Annotated in this window: 21 protein-coding genes; 17 read left to right on the top strand and 4 right to left on the bottom strand. The window is 63.2% G+C overall.

Annotation, left to right across the window (positions count from 1 at the left end; genetic code table 11):
• Window positions 1–300: 300 nt before the first annotated feature.
• Genes SIDU_RS12385 through SIDU_RS12375 form a run of 3 tightly spaced genes read right to left on the bottom strand, consistent with a single transcriptional unit; the run spans window position 301 to window position 4,189 of the window.
• On the bottom strand, window positions 301–1,209 hold the full coding sequence (locus tag SIDU_RS12385) for a ribose-phosphate pyrophosphokinase (RefSeq protein WP_007683377.1): 909 nt from the start codon (window positions 1,207–1,209) through the stop codon (window positions 301–303).
• The gene (locus SIDU_RS12380; protein ID WP_007683378.1) at window positions 1,206–2,744 is read right to left on the bottom strand and encodes a thymidine phosphorylase family protein; all 1,539 of its coding nucleotides are present in this window, start codon (window positions 2,742–2,744) and stop codon (window positions 1,206–1,208) included. Before SIDU_RS12380 ends, SIDU_RS12385 begins: the two co-directional genes overlap by 4 nt.
• Window positions 2,741–4,189: an MBL fold/beta-CASP domain-containing RNA metallo-hydrolase gene (locus tag SIDU_RS12375; protein WP_013849921.1), complete on the bottom strand. Its 1,449-nt coding sequence runs from the start codon at window positions 4,187–4,189 to the stop codon at window positions 2,741–2,743. Before SIDU_RS12375 ends, SIDU_RS12380 begins: the two co-directional genes overlap by 4 nt.
• Window positions 4,190–4,441: 252 nt before the next feature.
• On the opposite strand from SIDU_RS12375, the gene SIDU_RS12370 reads away from it, so the two are divergent.
• Together SIDU_RS12370 and SIDU_RS12365 are read left to right on the top strand one after the other, a co-directional pair.
• Window positions 4,442–4,705 carry a DUF2933 domain-containing protein gene (locus SIDU_RS12370; protein WP_007683380.1) on the top strand — a complete coding sequence of 88 codons (264 nt, stop codon included), beginning with the start codon at window positions 4,442–4,444 and terminating at the stop codon, window positions 4,703–4,705.
• Window positions 4,702–5,556 (top strand): methyltransferase family protein, encoded by an 855-nt coding sequence (locus tag SIDU_RS12365; protein WP_007683381.1) that lies wholly within the window; start codon window positions 4,702–4,704, stop codon window positions 5,554–5,556. The genes SIDU_RS12370 and SIDU_RS12365 overlap by 4 nt, the downstream gene beginning before the upstream one ends.
• Here the strand turns inward: SIDU_RS12365 and SIDU_RS12360 are convergent.
• A complete protein-coding gene (locus tag SIDU_RS12360; RefSeq protein WP_013039076.1) occupies window positions 5,491–6,060 on the bottom strand; it encodes a hypothetical protein in 570 nt (189 codons plus the stop codon). The genes SIDU_RS12365 and SIDU_RS12360 overlap by 66 nt on opposite strands.
• A 221-nt stretch (window positions 6,061–6,281) precedes the next feature.
• Between SIDU_RS12360 and SIDU_RS12355 the strand changes: the two genes are divergently transcribed.
• The 15 genes from SIDU_RS12355 (at window position 6,282) to virB10 (ending at window position 18,591) form a co-directional block, all read left to right on the top strand.
• Window positions 6,282–7,043, top strand: coding sequence for a helix-turn-helix transcriptional regulator (locus tag SIDU_RS12355; RefSeq protein ID WP_007683383.1), 762 nt, complete (start codon window positions 6,282–6,284; stop codon window positions 7,041–7,043).
• An 82-nt stretch (window positions 7,044–7,125) separates the two neighbouring features.
• Window positions 7,126–7,803 carry a LuxR family transcriptional regulator gene (locus SIDU_RS12350; protein ID WP_229742691.1) on the top strand — a complete coding sequence of 226 codons (678 nt, stop codon included), beginning with the start codon at window positions 7,126–7,128 and terminating at the stop codon, window positions 7,801–7,803.
• 74 nt (window positions 7,804–7,877) lie between these two features.
• Complete coding sequence (locus tag SIDU_RS12345; RefSeq protein WP_007683387.1) at window positions 7,878–8,489, top strand: acyl-homoserine-lactone synthase; 612 nt, start codon at window positions 7,878–7,880, stop codon at window positions 8,487–8,489.
• A gap of 11 nt (window positions 8,490–8,500) precedes the next feature.
• Complete coding sequence (locus SIDU_RS12340; protein ID WP_007683389.1) at window positions 8,501–9,433, top strand: phytanoyl-CoA dioxygenase family protein; 933 nt, start codon at window positions 8,501–8,503, stop codon at window positions 9,431–9,433.
• Window positions 9,434–9,496: 63 nt separating this feature from the next.
• Window positions 9,497–9,835 (top strand): hypothetical protein, encoded by a 339-nt coding sequence (locus SIDU_RS12335; RefSeq protein ID WP_009823965.1) that lies wholly within the window; start codon window positions 9,497–9,499, stop codon window positions 9,833–9,835.
• Entirely contained in the window at window positions 9,832–10,497 is a 666-nt protein-coding gene (locus tag SIDU_RS12330; protein WP_007683393.1) for a lytic transglycosylase domain-containing protein, read from the top strand. The genes SIDU_RS12335 and SIDU_RS12330 overlap by 4 nt, the downstream gene beginning before the upstream one ends.
• Window positions 10,494–10,832, top strand: a complete 339-nt coding sequence (locus tag SIDU_RS12325; RefSeq protein ID WP_007683396.1) for a TrbC/VirB2 family protein — start codon at window positions 10,494–10,496, stop codon at window positions 10,830–10,832. The genes SIDU_RS12330 and SIDU_RS12325 overlap by 4 nt, the downstream gene beginning before the upstream one ends.
• Complete coding sequence (locus SIDU_RS12320; protein ID WP_007683398.1) at window positions 10,829–11,179, top strand: VirB3 family type IV secretion system protein; 351 nt, start codon at window positions 10,829–10,831, stop codon at window positions 11,177–11,179. The genes SIDU_RS12325 and SIDU_RS12320 overlap by 4 nt, the downstream gene beginning before the upstream one ends.
• Window positions 11,172–13,583, top strand: coding sequence for a VirB4 family type IV secretion/conjugal transfer ATPase (locus SIDU_RS12315; protein ID WP_014072616.1), 2,412 nt, complete (start codon window positions 11,172–11,174; stop codon window positions 13,581–13,583). Before SIDU_RS12320 ends, SIDU_RS12315 begins: the two co-directional genes overlap by 8 nt.
• Before the next feature lie 3 nt (window positions 13,584–13,586).
• Complete coding sequence (locus SIDU_RS12310; RefSeq protein WP_007683402.1) at window positions 13,587–14,300, top strand: TrbJ/VirB5 family protein; 714 nt, start codon at window positions 13,587–13,589, stop codon at window positions 14,298–14,300.
• Window positions 14,297–14,515, top strand: coding sequence for an EexN family lipoprotein (locus SIDU_RS20360; protein WP_150132838.1), 219 nt, complete (start codon window positions 14,297–14,299; stop codon window positions 14,513–14,515). Before SIDU_RS12310 ends, SIDU_RS20360 begins: the two co-directional genes overlap by 4 nt.
• A 21-nt stretch (window positions 14,516–14,536) precedes the next feature.
• Entirely contained in the window at window positions 14,537–15,481 is a 945-nt protein-coding gene (locus tag SIDU_RS12305) for a TrbL/VirB6 family protein (RefSeq protein WP_007683405.1), read from the top strand.
• A gap of 336 nt (window positions 15,482–15,817) precedes the next feature.
• Window positions 15,818–16,516: a VirB8 family type IV secretion system protein gene (locus SIDU_RS12295; protein WP_007683408.1), complete on the top strand. Its 699-nt coding sequence runs from the start codon at window positions 15,818–15,820 to the stop codon at window positions 16,514–16,516.
• Window positions 16,513–17,370: a P-type conjugative transfer protein VirB9 gene (virB9, locus tag SIDU_RS12290; protein ID WP_007683410.1), complete on the top strand. Its 858-nt coding sequence runs from the start codon at window positions 16,513–16,515 to the stop codon at window positions 17,368–17,370. The genes SIDU_RS12295 and virB9 overlap by 4 nt, the downstream gene beginning before the upstream one ends.
• Window positions 17,371–17,373: 3 nt before the next feature.
• Entirely contained in the window at window positions 17,374–18,591 is a 1,218-nt protein-coding gene (virB10, locus tag SIDU_RS12285; RefSeq protein ID WP_014072617.1) for a type IV secretion system protein VirB10, read from the top strand.
• Window position 18,592 lies beyond the last annotated feature (1 nt).

The following is an 18,592-nucleotide window of genomic DNA, read 5'->3' as shown; positions in this document are numbered from 1 at the left end:
ATCACATCGTCGACCGGCAGCGGGTTACTGGCGCCCGGCGGGCGAGGGGGGCGGGTTGGCCCTTGACGGCTGCGCGATCGGACGCCCAGGATAGCAGGGTGGCGCGCTTTACTTCGGGCTCAAGCTTCAGGTGCCCAGCAACGTCGAGGGGATCGATGAACGAGCGTGTGTGCGACACGACATATCCTCCTTCCCTGCCGCGATTTTCTCCGAAAGGGAGATCTCAGGAGATTGGTTCGGACTCGTTTAGGGTCAATGGATGAGGACGCGCACAGCGTTTGCCGGGCGTTCATTTCCGTCTTAGAACTGACGCGCAGCACGCCATTCAATCCGGTGGCGAACGGCCTCCGCGATCGCTGGCATGACGTCTATATCATTCGACGCATGTGCAACCGCGTTCGTGCTGACGATCCTTTCGACAAGCCCACCCAGAACCTGCTCTGCATCGCCGGCAAAAAGCGGATGCACGACCACGCAATCCGGTCGCGCGAACCCCATGCCGACCAGTTGGCGCGCCGCCTCGGTGAGGGTCCGACCGGATGAGGCGATATCGTCGACCAGCACCGGCTGGCGATCGAGAAACGCTGGGGCATTCGGAATCGAGATGGTGACGTGACGGTCGCCGGATCGGATTTTCTCGCACACGAGAAACGGAGCATCGGCATCGGCCGCCACCTGCGAGACCCACTGTTCGCTTTCCAGGTCCGGACCGATGATCAGCGGGCGAGCGACATTGCGCTTGATCCACGAGGCCAAAAACGGCGCGGCATGAACAACCTGGGTTGGGATGCGGTAGATTTCCGACAATTCATGGTAGCGATGGAGATGCGGATCGACCGTCACCAGCCAGTCGAGATGGCGAGACAGGATCGCAGCAAAGGTTCGCGACGTCACCGCCTCGCCGGCATGGAAGCGTATGTCCTGGCGCATGTAAGCGAGGTAAGGGGCGACGAGCCCGATCCTGCGAGCGCCAAGATCGCGCGCGGTGTCGGCTGCGAACAGCAGCGGCAACAGCTTGGCGTCCGGATGATCGAGACTGGACAGCAGGATGACCTCGCGGTCGCTGACGTCGTTTCCGACCCTGAGATAGGTTTCCCCGTCAGGAAACTGACGATGCTCGATCGTGCCGACCTCTGCATCGAGCGCGGCGGATAGCGGCTGTGCCAGGGCCTCGCTGCCAGACAGCGCGAACAGCACGGGACGGTTCATAGCGCTTCAATCCCGAAGATCGGCCCGTCGCTCACCGCATAGGCCGCCGCATAGTCGAGCTCGCCCGGGCTCTCGGCATGAATGCTACACAAGGGAGCCCCGGCATCCACCATCTGGTTCAGCCGACACTGCAGCGCGACGCCGGCGGCCTTGGCCATCGGCGCGCCGGCAAGCTTCGCGACCGTCGCGAGCTTGCGATTGTCGATACTCACCAGGCGGCCGCTATAGGGAGCGATCATATCCTGTTGGAACCGGGCGACCGGTGGAGCCCGCATGCCGCCCTGCGCTTCGCAGATACGTTGGAACTTGGCCCAGGCCCGGCCGCTTTCGAGGCACGCCCGCGCACGCGCATAACCTTCGCGGGCCGGGGCTGCGTCCGCGAGCTCAAGCAGTCCTCCCGCCAGCTCGCAGGCCCGGTGGGCGAGATCCTCGGCGCCCGGCTGCCCCTGGAGCACGGCAAGGATATCCTGCGCCTCGAGCGCCGGACCGATGCCCCGTCCGATCGGCTCGGCGCCGGGGCCGCGCATCACGCGCGTGCGAAGCCCGAAGGCTTGGGCGACAGAGCTCAGCGCCCGCTCGAGCGTGTCGGCGGCATCGGCGCCGCGTACCTTGGCGGTCGGCCCGACCGGGATGTCGATGACCAGATGGGTCGCACCGGCCGCGATTTTCTTGGACAGCACCGAGGCGACCATCTGCCCGACGGCATCGATATCGAGCACCCGTTCCACGCCGATGATCACATCGTCGGCAGGGCTGAGGTTGACGGCGCCGCCCCAGGCGATGCAGCCGCCTTCGCGCTCGACCACCTTGCGGATTGCGGAAACGTCGAGGTCGACAGGTGCCAGCACCTCCATCGTGTCCGCCGTGCCGGCCGGTGAGGTGATCGCCCGCGACGATGTCTTGGGCATGATCAGGCCCTCCGCGGCCATGATCGAGACGATGATCGGCGTGGTGCGATTGCCCGGCAAGCCACCGACGCTATGCTTGTCGACGATGACCGTTCCGGGCCACTGCAATCGCTCGCCGACATCGACCATCGCCCTGGTCAGGCTGATCGTTTCGTCCGTATCGAGCGGGACCGCTGAGCAGGCCGTGACGAACGCCGAGAGATGGACATCGCTATAGCGTCGCTCGGCGATGTCGGTGATGATCGCTGAAAAAGCCCCGTCACTGAGACGATTGCCATAGATGCGCCGACGCACTTCGGCGAGCGAGGCGAGAGGCTGGGCGTGCGCGATCTCGACCGGATCGCCATCGCTGACGCCGAGCCGCTGCCATGCGGATTCGGAGAGGCCGATCTCGCCGGGCGCTGGAGTCTCCGCGGAGCTGTGCAGCAGCGAGACGACGATTTCCCGCCCGCCGGCGCGCAGCGCGACCTGCGCGCGGGACGCAAGACCTTCCGAGCGGCAGACGGGACAGTCGTGGCGCATGACCGCGATCAGATCGCTTCCGGCAGCCGACAGGCCGATGCGGCGTGCCCGCAGCGTCGTCGCGACAGGCTCTGCTTCGGCGTCCTCGATGATCCCGGGCTTCACGCGAGCATGCCCCAGCTACCCAGCGCCGGTACGCTGCATGCCCAACCCAGTTCCTCCGAGACACGCTTCGCCAGGACCTGGGCGCCGGTCGGCTCGCCATGGGTGACATAGACGTGGCGCGGGGCCTCGTGCAGCGACCCGAGCCAGCGCATGAGTTCGTCGCTGTCGGCATGCGCCGAGAGCATCGTCAGGTTGGCGACCTCGGCTTCGACCGGGATATACTCGCCGTGGATCTTGATCGTCCGGGCGCCGCCGATCATGGCGGCGCCGCGGGTGCCCGCCGCCTGGAAGCCCGAGAAGAGGATGAGGTTCTTCCCATCCGGCGCGAAGCGCTTGAGATGGTGGAGCACGCGGCCGCCCGTTGCCATTCCACTGGCCGAGATGATGACCTTGGGGGTGGGGTTGGCGGTGAGTTCCTTGGATTCCTCCACTTCGCGCACATAGTGCGCGACGCTGCACGCCGCTTCGCACTCGGCGCGAGCCAGGCGATGCTCGTCCATGAAATCGCACATCAGCCCGCTCGCGTTGATCGCCATCGGGCTGTCGAGGAAGATCGGGATGTCGCGGAGGCGTCCCTGCGCGCGCAGACGCGAGAAATGATAGAGAAGCGACTGAACCCGTCCCACGGCGAAGGCCGGGATCACCACCGTCCCGCCTCTCTCGACGCATCGCTCGACATGATCTCCAAGCGTCTTTGTCGGATCGACCTGCTCGTGGCGCCGATCGCCATAGGTCGATTCCACCAGGACATAGTCGGCGCGCGCGGGCGGCTCGGGATCCTTCATCACCGCATCGCCGTAACGGCCGATATCGCCTGAGAAGAGGATTGTCCGCCCCTTCCAGTCGATCTCGATCGACGCCGCGCCGAGGATGTGGCCGGCGCGATGGTAGCGCACCCTGATGCCGTCCGTGACTGCATGCCACGCTCCGAACTCGATCGGGCGGAAGAGCTGCAATGCCAGACGCGCGTCGGCCTGGGTGTAGAGGGGCAGCGCCGGCTGGTGCCTGGAGAAGCCGTGCTGGTTGGCGAACTCCGCATCCTTTTCCTGCAGATGGCCGCTGTCGGGAAGAAGGAGCTCGCACAGGGCCGCGGTCGCCCGCGTGGCAAGGACGGTCCCGTCCCAGCCCAGGCGCGCCATGCGCGGTAGTGCGCCCGAGTGATCGAGATGGGCGTGGGTCAGCAGCACCTGGCCGACATCCGCGACTTCGGGTGGGATCGATGCCCAATTAAGGCGGCGCAGATCCCTGGGTCCCTGAAACAGGCCGGAATCGACCACGATCTGAGTTTCACCATCGTCCACCAGATAACGCGACCCTGTGACCGTTCCCGATGCGCCGAGAAAGGCAACGCCGAGACCATCGGCCGGGCGCTTGGCCAGATCGATCCTTGCTTCACGCTCGAAGATGGTCACGCGGGAATGGTGCCGTTTCTTTCTCTTTTGCATGGACGCGGGCCTGCCTCTCACGATTATGTTCGTGAGCGCAGCATTGGTTCGCGGACGCCGCACGCCTATACGCAAAATCCGCAGCACGACTGCTGCTCCCCGACAGCTGCGTCGCCCGAACGCCGATGGCCGATCCCATCGATCGCCTTACCCATGCCTGCGCGATGCCCGGGGGACTTCGGTCTCTACTTATACCTTGCTCCTTGGACTCGAGCCTATGCTGCCCGGACGTTGACCAGAAGAGGACGGCATATGGGCGAACATGACCATCGCATGCGCAAGCGCGGCAAGATCGTTCTGATCGGCTTCCTGCTCGTCGCTAGCTTCTTCCTCCTCACCGAGCATACCGCGCACTTCCTGGGTGTGCTGCCCTATCTCATCCTGCTCGCCTGCCCGCTCATGCACCTGTTCATGCACCGCGGCCATGGTGGGCATCAGCATGGCCATGAGCCCGGTCAGGCACCCGCCGGCTTACCGGCCAATCCCAACGGCCGCATCGAAGGAGAGTCGCGATGACGCACGCCGACTATGGCTATGGTCTGTGGGGGCTCGCGCTGGTTAACGCCGCCGTTTTCATCCTCTTTGCGTTCAGCTTCTTCAAGCCGGCAACTAAACGAGACTGGCGCAGTTTGGGGGCGTTCAGCGCTTTCATCATAGCGCTCTTCGCGGAAATGTATGGCTTCCCGCTCACGATCTTCGTGCTTTCGGGGTGGCTCCAGTCGTATTTCCCCGCTGTCGACTGGTGGAGCCACGATGCTGGACATCTCCTGGAGATGATGTTCGGCTGGCGAGTTAATCCCCATTACGGTCCATTCCACATCGCCAGCTTTGTGCTGATCGGCGTGGGTTACTGGCTGATCTCGGTTGCATGGACGGCCCTTCACTTGAGTCAGCGCAAACACCAATTGGCCCTTACTGGGATTTATGCCCGGATCCGGCACCCGCAATATGTCGGCTTCATTCTCGTCATGCTCGGCTTTTTGCTACAATGGCCGACCCTTTTGACCCTTGCTATGTTTCCGGTGCTCGTCGTGATGTATATTCGGCTGGCTCGGCATGAGGAAAAGGAGGCGCTAGCCAACTTCGGCGAGGTTTACCGCGATTATATGGCTCGCGTGCCCGGCTTCATTCCGAATCTGACAATCCATTCGCGTCGAAGAAGGCCATGGCGATCCTTGACGGGAATGGCTGATGTAATTGCCGGCAAGGTCAATGCTGACGTTCTGACTGGCCTTATTATTCGGACATCGTTACCCGACCTCACAGCACACTACTGCAGCAATCCCGGTTCGACTGCGCAATCATCTTGGGAGGGCAAGTTCGCCTTGCACGGGCAGATTCGGTGTGGAGCTGATGCCCGGCACTAGACGCAGAGCATCGCCGATCAAGGTATAGACGGCGTGGCGCTGGCCGCCACGGTTCCGATGGTCGACGCGATAGCCCTGATAATGTCGGCGGAGCAGGCCTGCATTCACCAGTTCGGAAACGGCGCGACTGAGATTACTCTTGCCGGCTGTGCGAATGCGTGCCCGCATTTCCTCCGCGATCACGCCGCGCCTTTTCTCCGGATCGCCGGGGAGCAGTCCGTTTCTAGCGAGGTCGCTCTCGACCCGCTCGGCCAGCGTAATGCTGCGCGGACCACGCTGGGCCATCGGGGTCAATGCGTCGCATAGCCAATCGCGCAGGGAAACGAGCCCATCGTTCCGCCTGACCCAGGGACCGGCGCTTCCATCTGGCCCCGCCACCTGGGCGATCAGGTTGAGCAGCATGAAGGCATAACGGGGCCGGCTCGATACGGTCGCCAGCGTCTCGAGCACGGCCGCGACATCACAGCCAATGGAGGGTTCAAGAGGCTTGCCTGCATGAAACATAACATGATGGAATCAAGCACAAAGCAGGATCAATGTGAATCCCAAATCGGCGGCCACAGACGGGTTGTCAGCTATGACACTTTGCCGGCGGATAAAGTGTCATAGGCGATCCATTCTAATCGTAGATTGTTGCGAATCGTTCTCAACTCATCCTGATAATCATGGCGCTCGCCGCTTAGGTGTGGACGAGCCGTCTCCTCGCGAACGAGCTTCCGTCGCCTATGGCGAACAGGATAAAAGACTGCGGCCGCCTTGATGATCTCACGCGCTTTGCGACGGACTGTCAGCGTGCTGAAACCCTTGGCGATCTGCATGGCACGATCGATGCCGCCGTGCGCGATCTTGGCTTCCGCTGGTTCACGCTGCTTCACAATATCGACCTTCGGCGCGGCGACGAGCAAAGCCTGTTCCTCACAACCTATCCGTCGGCCTGGCTCGAGGAAGTGCTCGAAGAGCGCCATTATCTCGAAGATCCCATCCATGCGGCCTGCGCACGTACGCCCTCTGGACTGGCCTGGGACCGTGTCGGCGACGTGCTGGAGCTCACGCCGCGCCAGCGAGGCATCCTTGACCGCGCCCGGGATCATGACCTTGCATCGGGCTACAGTTTGCCGATCCGGACCCCGGGCGAGCCCGAGGCGATCTTCACTGCGGCCCGATCACGCGACGAGCCGCTGAGTGCAGAAGAGGTTCTGACCGCCCGTCTGCTCGGCTCGGTCGCTTATGATCGGGCGCGCGAGCTGCTTGGCGAAAGGGCAGGGCCATTGGCCTGCGTCCCTCTCAGTCCTCGCCAGGTCGAATGCATCGCGCTCGTCGCGCAAGGCAAAAGCGACTGGGAGATCGGCCAGATCCTCGGCCTCAGCCGCGATACCGTGCACGAATATGTTGAATCGGCCCGCAGGCGTTATGGCGTGCGACGACGCACGCAGCTGGTGCTGCGCGCGGTTCGCGATGGTCATCTCAACATGGAAGCGCTGCTCTGATCTCGCCGGCCATATGATGATCGGGCTTGGGCAAGTTCAGGATTTCTGCGCTGTCGCTGGCGCGATCAAGGACGCTACGGCCTTGTCTGACCTGATGGCCGAAATCACGAAGGCCATGGGCTTTCGGCACTATGCCCTGGTCCATCATGTCGACCTGAAGCCTGCGGTTCGCTCGGTCCACATCGTCGACTATCCGCAAGACTGGGTGGAGCGCTTCCAGGCGAGACGCCTCTATGCGAGCGACCCGATCCACCGCGCCAGCCATCGCACCAATGTGGGCTTTGCCTGGTCGGCGGTTCAGTCGATCATCTCTCTGACGGCCGCCGATCGCTCGATCCTGGCAGAAGCCTACGAGGCCGGGCTGGGCGACGGCTTCACCGTTCCGGCCCATATTCCTGGCGAGCTCAATGGATCCTGTTCCTTCGCGATGGCGGCGGGCGAGATGCTCGACCATCGGCAGCTGCCGTTCGTGCAGCTCGTCGGCAGCTTCGCGTTCGAAGCGGCACGCAAGATTTCCCGGATCCACGCGCCGCAATCCGAATGCCCGAGCCTGACCGAAAGGCAGGCCGAATGCGTGGCGCTGGTCGCGCGGGGCAAGACCGATTGGGAGATCAGCCAGATCCTCGGCATCGGCCAGGAAACGGTGATCCAGCATGTGAAGGATGCGCGCGACCGCTATGGCGTCACCAAGCGCACCCTCCTCGCCATTCGCGCCTTGTTCGAAGGGCAAATCAGCTTTGCCGATGTGTTCGGCCGATGATCTCCCCAGAACTGGGGATAACGCAAAAAAGCCGCCTCTGATCGACTGACAGGCCTCACCAAAAGGAGGCTGTCATGCACATCGGGACCGGCTTTTCGCAAGCCATGGAACACCGCCTGTTTCGCTCCATGTTCGAGGAGCGCAAGCGGGTCTTCGTCGATCTTCTTCGCTGGGACGTTCCGGTCATCGCCGGTCGCTACGAGATCGATCAGTTCGACAATGATCGCGCCGTCTACATCGTTGTTACCGGGGACGACGGGGAACACCGGGCCTCCGCACGGCTTCTGCCGACCACGCACGAGCATATTCTCGGCACGATCTTCCCGGATCTTTGCGAGGAAGCGCCGCCGCGCGGCAGTGCTATCCTGGAAATCACCCGCTTTTGCCTTGCGCGAAAATTGCGCGCCCGGGAGCGTCTCGAGCTGCGCAATCAGCTGGTCACCGCGCTCGTCGAATATGCCCTCGCCAACCAGATCCACAGCTTCACCGGGGTCGCCGAGTGGCCGTGGTTCCAGCAGATCCTGGGTTTCGGCTGGACTTGCCGACCATTGGGTCTTCCCACGTCCGAGCAAGGGCGAAGTCTCGTCGCCTTGCAAATCGATGTGGACGACCGAACGCGCGAGCAGCTGCGCGCGAGCGGCATTTTCCGCCCTGTCGGCCTTGCCGATCTTCCCGCCGCAGCATGAGGAGGGCGATCATGGCCACGATCGCACGGCGCGGCGTCTCCGCCGCGACCAAAGCCGACGAAAATCTGCGGCAGCACGGCTTCTGCATCCTGCGGGATGTCGAGTCTCGGTCACGCATCGAGGAGATCAATCGATCCCTCCATCCGCGTTTTGCCGCCACGCCTTTCTGCCAGGGCGGATTCTACGGCCCTCGGACAAAACGCTTCGGTGGCCTGCTGAAGCGCGCGCCGACGGTTGAAAGTCTTGTCCAAAACCCTGCCGTCATGCGCCTCGTCCACGCTATCCTCGAGCCCTGGTGCGACACGGTCCAGCTCAACCTCACGCAAGCGCTCGAGCTGCACCCGGGGGCGCCAGCGCAATTTCCGCACCGGGATCAGGACATGTGGCGCGGTCCGACCGGCGAGCTCGAATATCTCGTCAACGTCATGTGGCCGATTTCGCCGTTCAAGGCCGAAAATGGGGCGACGCTGGTCTGGCCGGGGAGCCACAATGGCGGGCAGGGCGACGACGGCGCGGAGCCGGTCGCCATCGAAGCGGATCCGGGATCGGCGATCATATTCCTGGGATCGACCCTCCATGGCGCCGGCGCGAATCGTTCAAACGCGGTGCGCCGAGGCATCATCGTCAGCTACTGCCTCGGCTGGCTGAAGCCCTATGAGAACCAGTGGCTGACCTATCCGCCCGAGGTGGCCAGCGCATTCTATCCCGAGCTTGCCGCGCTGGTCGGCTACCAGCAGCACCGCCCCAATCTCGGCAATTATGACGGGCAGTGCCCGTCCATCCTGCTCGGCGGCGATCCGCCAGACCATCTCGCCGCAATCGATGCTCTCCGGCCCGACCAGGAAGGCGCTCTGTCCGAATTCCTGCGGCAGCAAACCGATCAACTCCCCCCCCGGCTAGGGGGATTGCCGAAATCGAGCGCGGTCGGAACAAAAGAGAGGTGAAATCCAACGGATAGCTGACGGCATTTCCCGACGCGGGAGCTGTCTCTCGCGGGGGAAGACCCGATGCAACGTGCAATATTCGGCATGGCGATGCTCGCCCTCGCCACAGCCCTTCCAAGCGCACCGGCAGCGGCGAATGACCTGGGCTGCCAGGTTCTCCTGTGTCTTTCCAATCCCGGTGGCGCGACCCAATACGCGCAATGCGTGTCGCCGATGACCAAGCTATGGCAACGCTTGGCCACCGGCGGCGCCTTTCCCGGCTGTAGCGGCGGCGTCGCCCGCACGAAGGTCTATGATCGCGATTCCACAACTCGCCGCCGGGTGGTCATCACGTTCAACGACGGCCGCAGCCAGACCTTCTCGCTGGCCGGCATCGAGCGTTTGGACGGCGGCCGCCGATGATCCTCGATGTCGCCACCCTTCTTTCGCTTGCAGGAGCTTGCGCACCGACGGTGGCGCCTGAGACGCTCATTTCGATCGTCCACACGGAGAGCCGGTTCAACAGTCTCGCAATCGGGGTCAATAGTCCCGGCGTGCGCGCGCCAAAGCCCGCGACCAAGGCGCAGGCAATCGCTGCGGCGCGCAGCCTGATTGGTCGAGGCTACAACATCGATCTCGGCCTGGGACAGATTAACAGCGCCAATCTCGGCTGGCTGGGGCTTTCGGTCGAAAATGCGTTCGAACCCTGCTCCAATCTGGCCGCCGCCGCGCGTGTCCTCGCGACCAACTACCAGGCGGTCGCGCGCCTTGCCCCGAGCCGGGATCATGCGATCGCGACCGCCCTGTCGATGTACAATACCGGCGACCGGCAGCGCGGCTTTCGCAATGGCTATGTCGCCAGGGTCTATGCCAGCGCGTCGGCCGTCATTCCGCTGATCCGTGGCACGGCGCCGGTGGCTGCCGCACCAGCGATTCCTCAATCTCTGCCCACCTTCGCTCCGCCACCCGACACCCCTGTTTCGCCACCGGCCGCAGCTGGGTGGAATACAGCGGCGAGGGCGAGCCAGGCCTCGCTCATGGTGTTCGGCGACGGGGCCGCATCTCAGAAAGGACAGCATCCATGACAGCAATCACCGCCCACCCGGGCGGACGGCCCCAATGGGCGCGACTTCTGCTGCGCGTCATCGGCGTGATGGCATTGGCGCTGCTTGTCTCGATGCTGCTGAGCGATCCTGCACACGCGCAAGGTGCCGACGGCATCACGTCCATGGCGGAGAACATCAAGACCTGGCTCACCGGGACCTTCGCCAAGACCATCGCGGTGATCGCGGTCGTGATCGTTGGGTTCATGTTTTTCACCGGGCGCGCCAGCCTCGGCCTTCTGGTGACGGTCATCGTTGGCATCTTCATCGTCTTCAGTGCGCAGTGGATCGTCGACACCATCACAGGTGGTGCGTGAAGGAGAGCGCCGCCCTGGACGAGCGGCTGCGCGAGGAGACGCTGTTCCTGGCGGTCACGCGGCCGACGATGTGGCTCGGCGTGCCGCTCGAAGCCTCGTTGCCGATCGCGCTTGCCGCCTGTCTCACTTTGATCGTCAGCGGCAACCCGCTCTATGCCGGCGCCATCGGAGGCGCCTGTCTTGCCGTGGCGCGGCTCATCGTGCGGCACGATGCCAATGCCTTCCGGCTGCTGTGGCTGTGGACCATGACCAAGGCGCGCAGCCGGAACCGCGCCTGGTGGGGCGGCAGTTCCTATTCGCCGCTCCCGGTTGCCGGGCTGAAACGCAAGGGCTTTGCGCGTGGCTAGCGCGGCTGCCCAGCTTCCGCCGCGCAAGACGCCGTGGCGCATATTGCGGCAAGAGGCCGAGCCGGGTCGCTATCTGCCCTACGTGCGCCACGTGACATCGGAGGTGATCGCGCTCGATAGCGGCGACCTCATGATGATGTTCCGCCTTGAAGGGCTTGCGTTCGAGACCGCGGATCCGATCCACCTCAATGACTGGCACGAGAAGCTCAACGGCACCTGGCGCAACATTGCCGACGATCGGCTCGCGCTCTGGACGCACATCGTTCGCCGCCCGGTCGATGACTATCCCGAAGGCCAATTCCGCTCGGACTTCGCGGCCGATCTGGACGAAAAATATCGCGCGCGGGTGACTGCCAAGCGCATGTTCGTCAACGAGCATTATCTGACGCTGATCATGCGGCCGGCGGTCGGCTCGGCCGATCGGACCGGGCTTCTCCTCAAGCGCATCGCCAAGGCCAGGGCGGCCGATGAGGAAGTCGACCCCGACGAGTTGGCCCGCTTCGAGGAGAAGGCGCGCGATATCGAAAAGCTGCTTCGGCGGTGCAGCCCCGCGCGGCTCGCTCTTTATGAGCAGAATGGCCTCCTATTCTCCAGGCCGCTCGAAGTGCTCGAGCAAGTCATGATGGGCGCAAAGGCCAAGGTCCCGCTGGTCCGAGGCCATCTTGGATCAGCCCTCTACGGCGAGCGGGTGATCTTCGGACGCGAGACGGTCGAGATCCGCGCCCATGATGCGAGCCGCTGGTTGGGCATTTTCGGCATCCGGGAATATCCCGCGCTCACCCGTCCCGGTCAGATGAACGCTCTGCTCGGCCAGGATTTCGCGTTCGTCGTCTCGCAGTCCTTCACCTTCATGGGGAAGGCGCGCGCAGCCGAAAGGCTGCGCCGGCGACAGAACCAGATGGCTTCGACCGAGGACGCGGCAGCAAGCCAGGCGCTCGACCTCGAAGACGCCGCCGACGATCTTCAAAGCAATCGGTTCGTCCTTGGCGAACATCATTTCTCGCTTGGGGTGTTTGCCGAAAGCCAGAGGCGACTCGCCGATAATCTGTCGGCCGCGCGGGCGGCGCTCGCGGACGCTGGTTTGGTATCAGCGAGGGAAGGGCCGGCGCTCGAAGCAGCCTTCTGGGCTCAGCTTCCCGGTAACTTCGCGTGGCGGGCGCGGCCGGCGGCAATCACATCGCGGAATTTCGCCGCATTGGCACCTTTTCATACCTACCCCGCAGGCCGGCCGAGCGGAAATCATTGGGGTCCGGCGATCGCGCTGATGAAAACGGCCGCGCAATCGCCCTACTATTTCAACTTCCATGTCGGGGATCTCGGCCACACGCTCATCATCGGTCCCTCGGGCGCGGGCAAAACGGTCGTTCAGAACTTCCTGATGGCGCAGCTCGAGAAGACGGGCGCGCAGCAGATCTTCATCGACAAGGATCGCGGCGCCGAGATCTACGTGCGGTCTGCTGGCGGGATCTATCTGACGCTGAAGAACGGGGAGCCAACCGGCTTCGCGCCGCTGCGGGCGCTCGAATATGGGCCGCGCAACCTCGTCTTTCTCGGTCGTCTGATCCGGCAGCTGGTGACGCCGCCCGGCGGCACGCTGGGCGTCACCCAGGAGCGCATGATCGACGAAGGCTTGGCGTCGCTCGGGCGGCTCGCACCGGAGAACCGATCCATTCTGGCCCTGCGCCAGCTGCTCGGCCAGCGCGATCCGGAAGGCATCGGCGCTCGGCTTGAGAAATGGTCGCGAGGCGGATCGCTGGGTTGGGTGTTCGACAACGAGATCGATGCTTTGTCGCTCGATGCGCCGTTCCTCGGCTTCGACATGACCGACTTCCTCGACAATCCGGAAGTTCGCACGCCGATCATGATGTACATGTTCCATCGCATCGACGGCCTTCTGGATGGCCGACGACTGGTGATCGACATCGATGAGTTCTGGAAGGCGCTGGGTGATGACGCTTTCCGCGCCTTTGCCCAGGATGGCCTGAAGACCTACCGCAAGCAGAACGCCTTCCTGGTTTTCGGCACGCAGAGCCCGGCCGATGCGCTGCGCTCGGATATCTCGCACAGTATCATGGAGCAGGTCGCGACCAAGATCCTGCTGCCCAACCCCTATGGGCGTGAAACGGATTATATCGACGGGCTGGGCCTGACCCAGGCGGAATTCAAGCTCGTCCGTCACGACCTGAACCCGGAATCTCGCCGCTTCCTCATCAAGCAGGGTCATGACTCGATCGTGGTGGAACTGGACCTGGGCGGCCTCTCCGACGAGCTCGCGGTGCTCTCGGGCACCACGGAAACCGTGACGCTCCTCGATGCCATTCGCGCTGATGTCGGCGACGACCCGGCGAAATGGTTGGCTCTTTTTCACCAGCAGCGTCGGTCTGCATCGATCAGGAAAGGATGAGCTATGGGTAAGGGCATATACGCAGCACTTGGCGCCATCGCCCTTGGAATGGCGGGGCCTGCAGTCGCGCAAGGTATCCCCGTCTACGACAGCTCCGGCTATCTGCAGGCGCTGGCCACGGTGAAGAACACCCTGTCGATGATCGATCAGGGGAAGGAGCAGATCGCAGAAGCGAAGCAGCTCTATGGCAGCTTCAACCAGGTCACCGACGTCAACGGCATCGCATCATCTCTTTCCACCGATGCCATGCGCCACCTTCTGCCGCGGGAGGCCCGTGACATCAGCCGGCTGATGTCGTCGGACAATGCCAGCCTGGGCTCGCTCGGGAGCTCCGCGACCCGTATCCGGGACGCCAACCGTATCGCTTTGCCGGAATTGCGACCAGGTGCGTCGGCGTATGAGCGCGCTTCCCGCGACAACCTCTTGCGGAACGGCGACCTCGCAGCGCGCGATGCCGCGATCGCGGAGGCGGCCTATGGCGTGTCGGCCCAGCGTACCGCCGGGCTCGAAGAACTGAGAACCTCGCTGGATACGGCTTCGGACGCCAAGCAGGTCATGGATATCCAGGCGAGGGTAGGGGTCGAGAATGCCCATATCCAGAACGACGCCTTGCAATTGCAGGCGCTGCGAATGCGGCAAGAAGCAGACGTCCAGTTGCGATCACAGCGCGAAAGCGAAGCGATACTGGCGACGAAGCTAGAAAGCTTGTCGCAATGACCGCGAGAGCTTTGCTGCTTGGGTTTGCCGCAGCGGGAATGCTCGCAGGATGCGAGCGGGCACCGCGCGGGAAGGACTATCTAACCTCTCACCCGGAAGAGCTCAGAGGACTCGTCAAGGCCTGTGCCGACGGATCACATCCCAACGAACAGGAGTGTTCCAACGCTGAAAGCCTCCGGATTCTCGACAACAAGATGCGGTCGCTTTCGAAATAATCCAGCGCCTTGGAGCTTCGCATGGCCACGGACATGTTCAATTCACTTTACGCGAACGTTGATGGGAAGCTTGATCTTTTCCTCAACGAGCGTCTCCAAAACGTCGTAGAGGTTGTCCGTGGTCCGCTCGCTGTCGGGCTGGTTATCTACATCGCCCTGTTCGGCTACATGGTGATGCGGGGCATCATCAGCGAACCATGGGGTGAGCTATTCTATCGGATGGTGAAGCTCTGTCTGCTGTATGTTGCTGCGACGACGGTCGCCTATTCCGATTGGATCACGACGCCGCTCTTCCACGGAATGCCCGATGCGATCTCCCAAGCTCTCGCCGGTAAGACGATCGACACAGTAGGAGAGGCCTTCGACGACTATTACACTCAAAGTGATGCTATAGTTGCACGGATAGAGACTGAAGCCGCAACGTACAGCGACATTAACCCATATAAACTGGTCCTCTATGCGCTGAGCCTGGGGCTGAAGGCATTAGCTGGGCTCTCGGCAGCGGTTGGATTTGCTATTACTATATTTGCCAAAGTTGCGTTGGCGATCATTATCGCACTTGGCCCCATCTTCATCGCTCTAGCTCTCTTCGAGCCAACGAGGCGTTTTTTCCACGGCTGGCTGGGGCAAGTATTCAACTATATCGTTCTCCTTGCTGTAATCATAGCCATCACGACCCTGATCACAGACCTCGGAGCGGCTGCAACAGCAGCATCTGAAGGCGTCGTGGATACGGCTTTCGGTGCTGTCCTGTTTGCAGCGTACATATTTTTGGGCACGATCTTCTTCTTCCAGGCTCCAGCCATTGCAACGGGAATAGCCGGGGGAGCCGCTGCCGGCGTGGGTGCCTTCGCCGGAACGGCCTGGGGCACGATGGCATCTCCCTTCCGACAGCGTCGCGTCATGCGCAACAGCCGCAACTTGGAGCGCGCCGCTCACCGCGGCGGCACCATCGAAGCGGCGTAGCGAGGCATCTCATGGCTTTTTCTTCACCAATATTCGCGCCTAGCTTCCGCCGTAGCGTCACCTGCCTGGGCGTTGTTCTGGCTGCGCTCGGCGTCGTCGGCTGTGCATCCGGTCCAAAGAAGCTCGCGGTTTGCAATGGCCATCACCTGCGCGACGTGAACATCTATGGAAGCGTCTTACCGGGCTCACCTGTGCCTGCGACCACGGCGCCGAGAGCTGCGCCGCCCATACCGCCGCTATCGCATCCAAGAGACGGCGATCCACCCCCACCGCCCGCCGTGCCTTCCGCGTCATCTTCCGGAGACAAAGTATCGTTCGCACCAAGGGGACCGCATTATGCGAGCTGCTGATGACCGCTCGGAGGCGGTGCCGGCATCGGGGCTGCAGCGCTATTTCCGGGACGCACGAAGCTGGGATCAGGACAGGATCCGGAACGCGCTGCGCTCGACCCGCATCGCTTGGAGCATCGCGGCCATCGCCTCACTCCTGGCCGCGGCCTCGATCTTCGCAGTTGCGGCTCTGACGCCTCTCAAGACTGTCGTGCCCTATGTTATTCGCGTCAACCAGACCACCGGCGCGGTGGATGTCCAGACCGCGCTCACGCAGCGGCCGATGCGCTACGATGAGGCGGTCACCAAATACTTCCTCGCCCAGTATGTGAGAACCCGCGAAAGCTGGATCCCGGCAGCGGCCGAAGAAAATTTTCGGTTCGTGACGATCCTCTCGCAGCCGACCGAACAGCAGCGCTGGGCGCGCTTCTACAGTAGCAACAATGGTGCCAGTCCCCAAAATGTCTGGGGCAAGAACGCAGTTGTGCAGGCGCGCGTGCGCAACATCGCCTTCATCAACGATCGCGTCGCCAATGTCCGGTTCACGCGGACAGTCCAGACCGAGACCGACATCCAGAACAGCGATTGGATCGCCACGATCACGTTCGCCTACGCCAACGCGCCCATGGCGGAAGGCGATCGCTACCGGAACCCGCTGGGATTCCAGGTCGAAAACTATCGTGCCGATCCGGAGGTGATCCGATGAGGGCGCTCTCCGCCGCCATCATTTGCGCGCTGGTGCCTGTAACGGCGGCGCACGCGGTCGAAGTTCCGCGAGGTGGTCCGTCCGACCCGCGCGTCAAGTTCGTCGAATATGAAGAGACCGAGGTCTATCGGATCGTCGGCACGTTCCGGACCGCAACACAGATTGTCCTGAGCGACGATGAGACGATCCAGCACGTCGCGCTGGGCGACACCGTATCTTGGGAGGTCGCCGTCGCCGGGCACATCCTGTTCCTCAAGCCGCGTGAGCGTGCCGGACCGACCAATCTCATCGTCACCACGTCGCGCGGAGGCGAATTGCGCAGCTATGCGTTCGAGTTGACCGCTCGCAGCGGTCCGATCACGGGCCGCAACGGCCAAGCCTATTTTCAGGTGCGGTTCCGATATCCCAGGGACGATGCAGACCGCGCCGCGCGTCTCAGGGCCGCGCAGATTGCCATGCAGGCGGCTGCCCTGGAGAGCCGGGCCGTTCGCGGCGCTCTCGATCATGGGGTCGTCGAAGGGCCTCGCAACATGAACTACAAGGTGCAGGGCTCCAGCGAGCTTCAGCCGTCGGAGGTCTCCGATAACGGGCAGTTCACGGTGTTGCGTTTCCCAGCGAACCGCGAGGTGCCGGCTATATATCTGGTGCGACCAGACGGGTCTGAGACGCTGGTTCCCTTCGACGTCCGTGACGAATTCGTCGTCGTCCATCTGGTGGCGCGTCAGCTGCGCCTTCGGCGGGGCGGCGAGGTGCTGTGCATCTATAATCAGGCGCCAGAACCCTATGGGGTCGATCATGGGACGAACACCGGGTCGCCCCATGTCGAGCGCACCATCACACATCCGCAGGAATGAGCCATGGTTGAAGATCCATCCTCCGTTTCGCGCCCTCTGCCGAGCGCCGATCTCACGCCAGAAAAAGACGAGATCCTGCACGAGCGCGGTATCGAGCCGATCGGGGGGATGACGCCTTCCAAGCGTAATACCGCCCTCATCTTTGCCGGCACGGCGATGGTACTCGGCATCCTGTGGGTTAATTCCGGAACGAGCCAACAGGCCTCCAATCGTGACCTCACTGCACCGGGCGGGGCGGCCCAAGAGCGGCGCGATATCGTGGCCCGGGAAACCGTCGATTACGCGGCGGTCGCGCCGCAGCCGAGACCGCTCGGCGCAGGCGGGAACGATCCCAACGCACCGGTGCTCAATCCCGCAGCCGGGGTTCCTGGCCCCGACGGTCAGATCGTCCCTGCCATGCAGCCCGGTGCAGCGCCCGGCCCGTCAGGCGCCCGGCCGAACCTGGCCGACCAGGCGCGACGGTCGACACTCATCGCCTATGGCGGGCGCGATCTCGGTGGAGAGACCTCGCAAGGCCCGGCGGCGGCCTCGAGCGCGCAACCGACCGAAAATTCAGGAACGCCAGGGAGTACGGAGGGCGGTGCGCCCAATGCGCTGGACTTGCTGCGACAAAGCTCAGCCGTAGGCGAAGCGCGAGCCTCGATGCTCCCCAATCGCAATTTTCTGATCACTGCGGGGACATTGATTCCCTGCACCCTTCAGACGGCCATCAATTCCGCACAGCCTGGATACACGTCCTGCCTGATTCCACGGGACGTGTATTCCGAGAATGGCCGGGTCGTGCTCATGGAAAAGGGCACGCGCGTACTCGGCGAGTATCGCGGGGGCATCCAACAGGGGCAGAACCGCCTCTTTGTGCTTTGGACCCGGGCGGTGACGCCACAAGGCGTCCGCATCGACCTTGCCTCGCCTGGGTCAGACGCGCTCGGCCGCGCCGGGCTCGCCGGAGCGGTCGACAGCTTCTTCTGGGCACGGTTCGGCGGCGCGCTCCTACTCTCGCTCGTCGATGACGCCGCCTATATTGCCGGGCAGGCCGCATCGAGCGGCAACGGCAATTTCAACAATGTCACGCGTGCGCCGAGCGAAGGGGCCGCGATCGCGCTCCAGAACAACATCAACATCCGGCCGGTGCTGAAAAAGAACCAGGGCGAGGAGGTCGGTATCTTCGTCGCCAAGGACTTCAACTTCGCCGATGTCTACAATCTGGAGCTGCGGCGGTAAG

The sequence above is a fragment of the Sphingobium indicum B90A genome, from assembly GCF_000264945.2.
Taxonomy (GTDB): Bacteria; Pseudomonadota; Alphaproteobacteria; order Sphingomonadales; family Sphingomonadaceae; genus Sphingobium; species Sphingobium indicum.
This window is presented reverse-complemented; position numbering and strand designations above follow the sequence as displayed.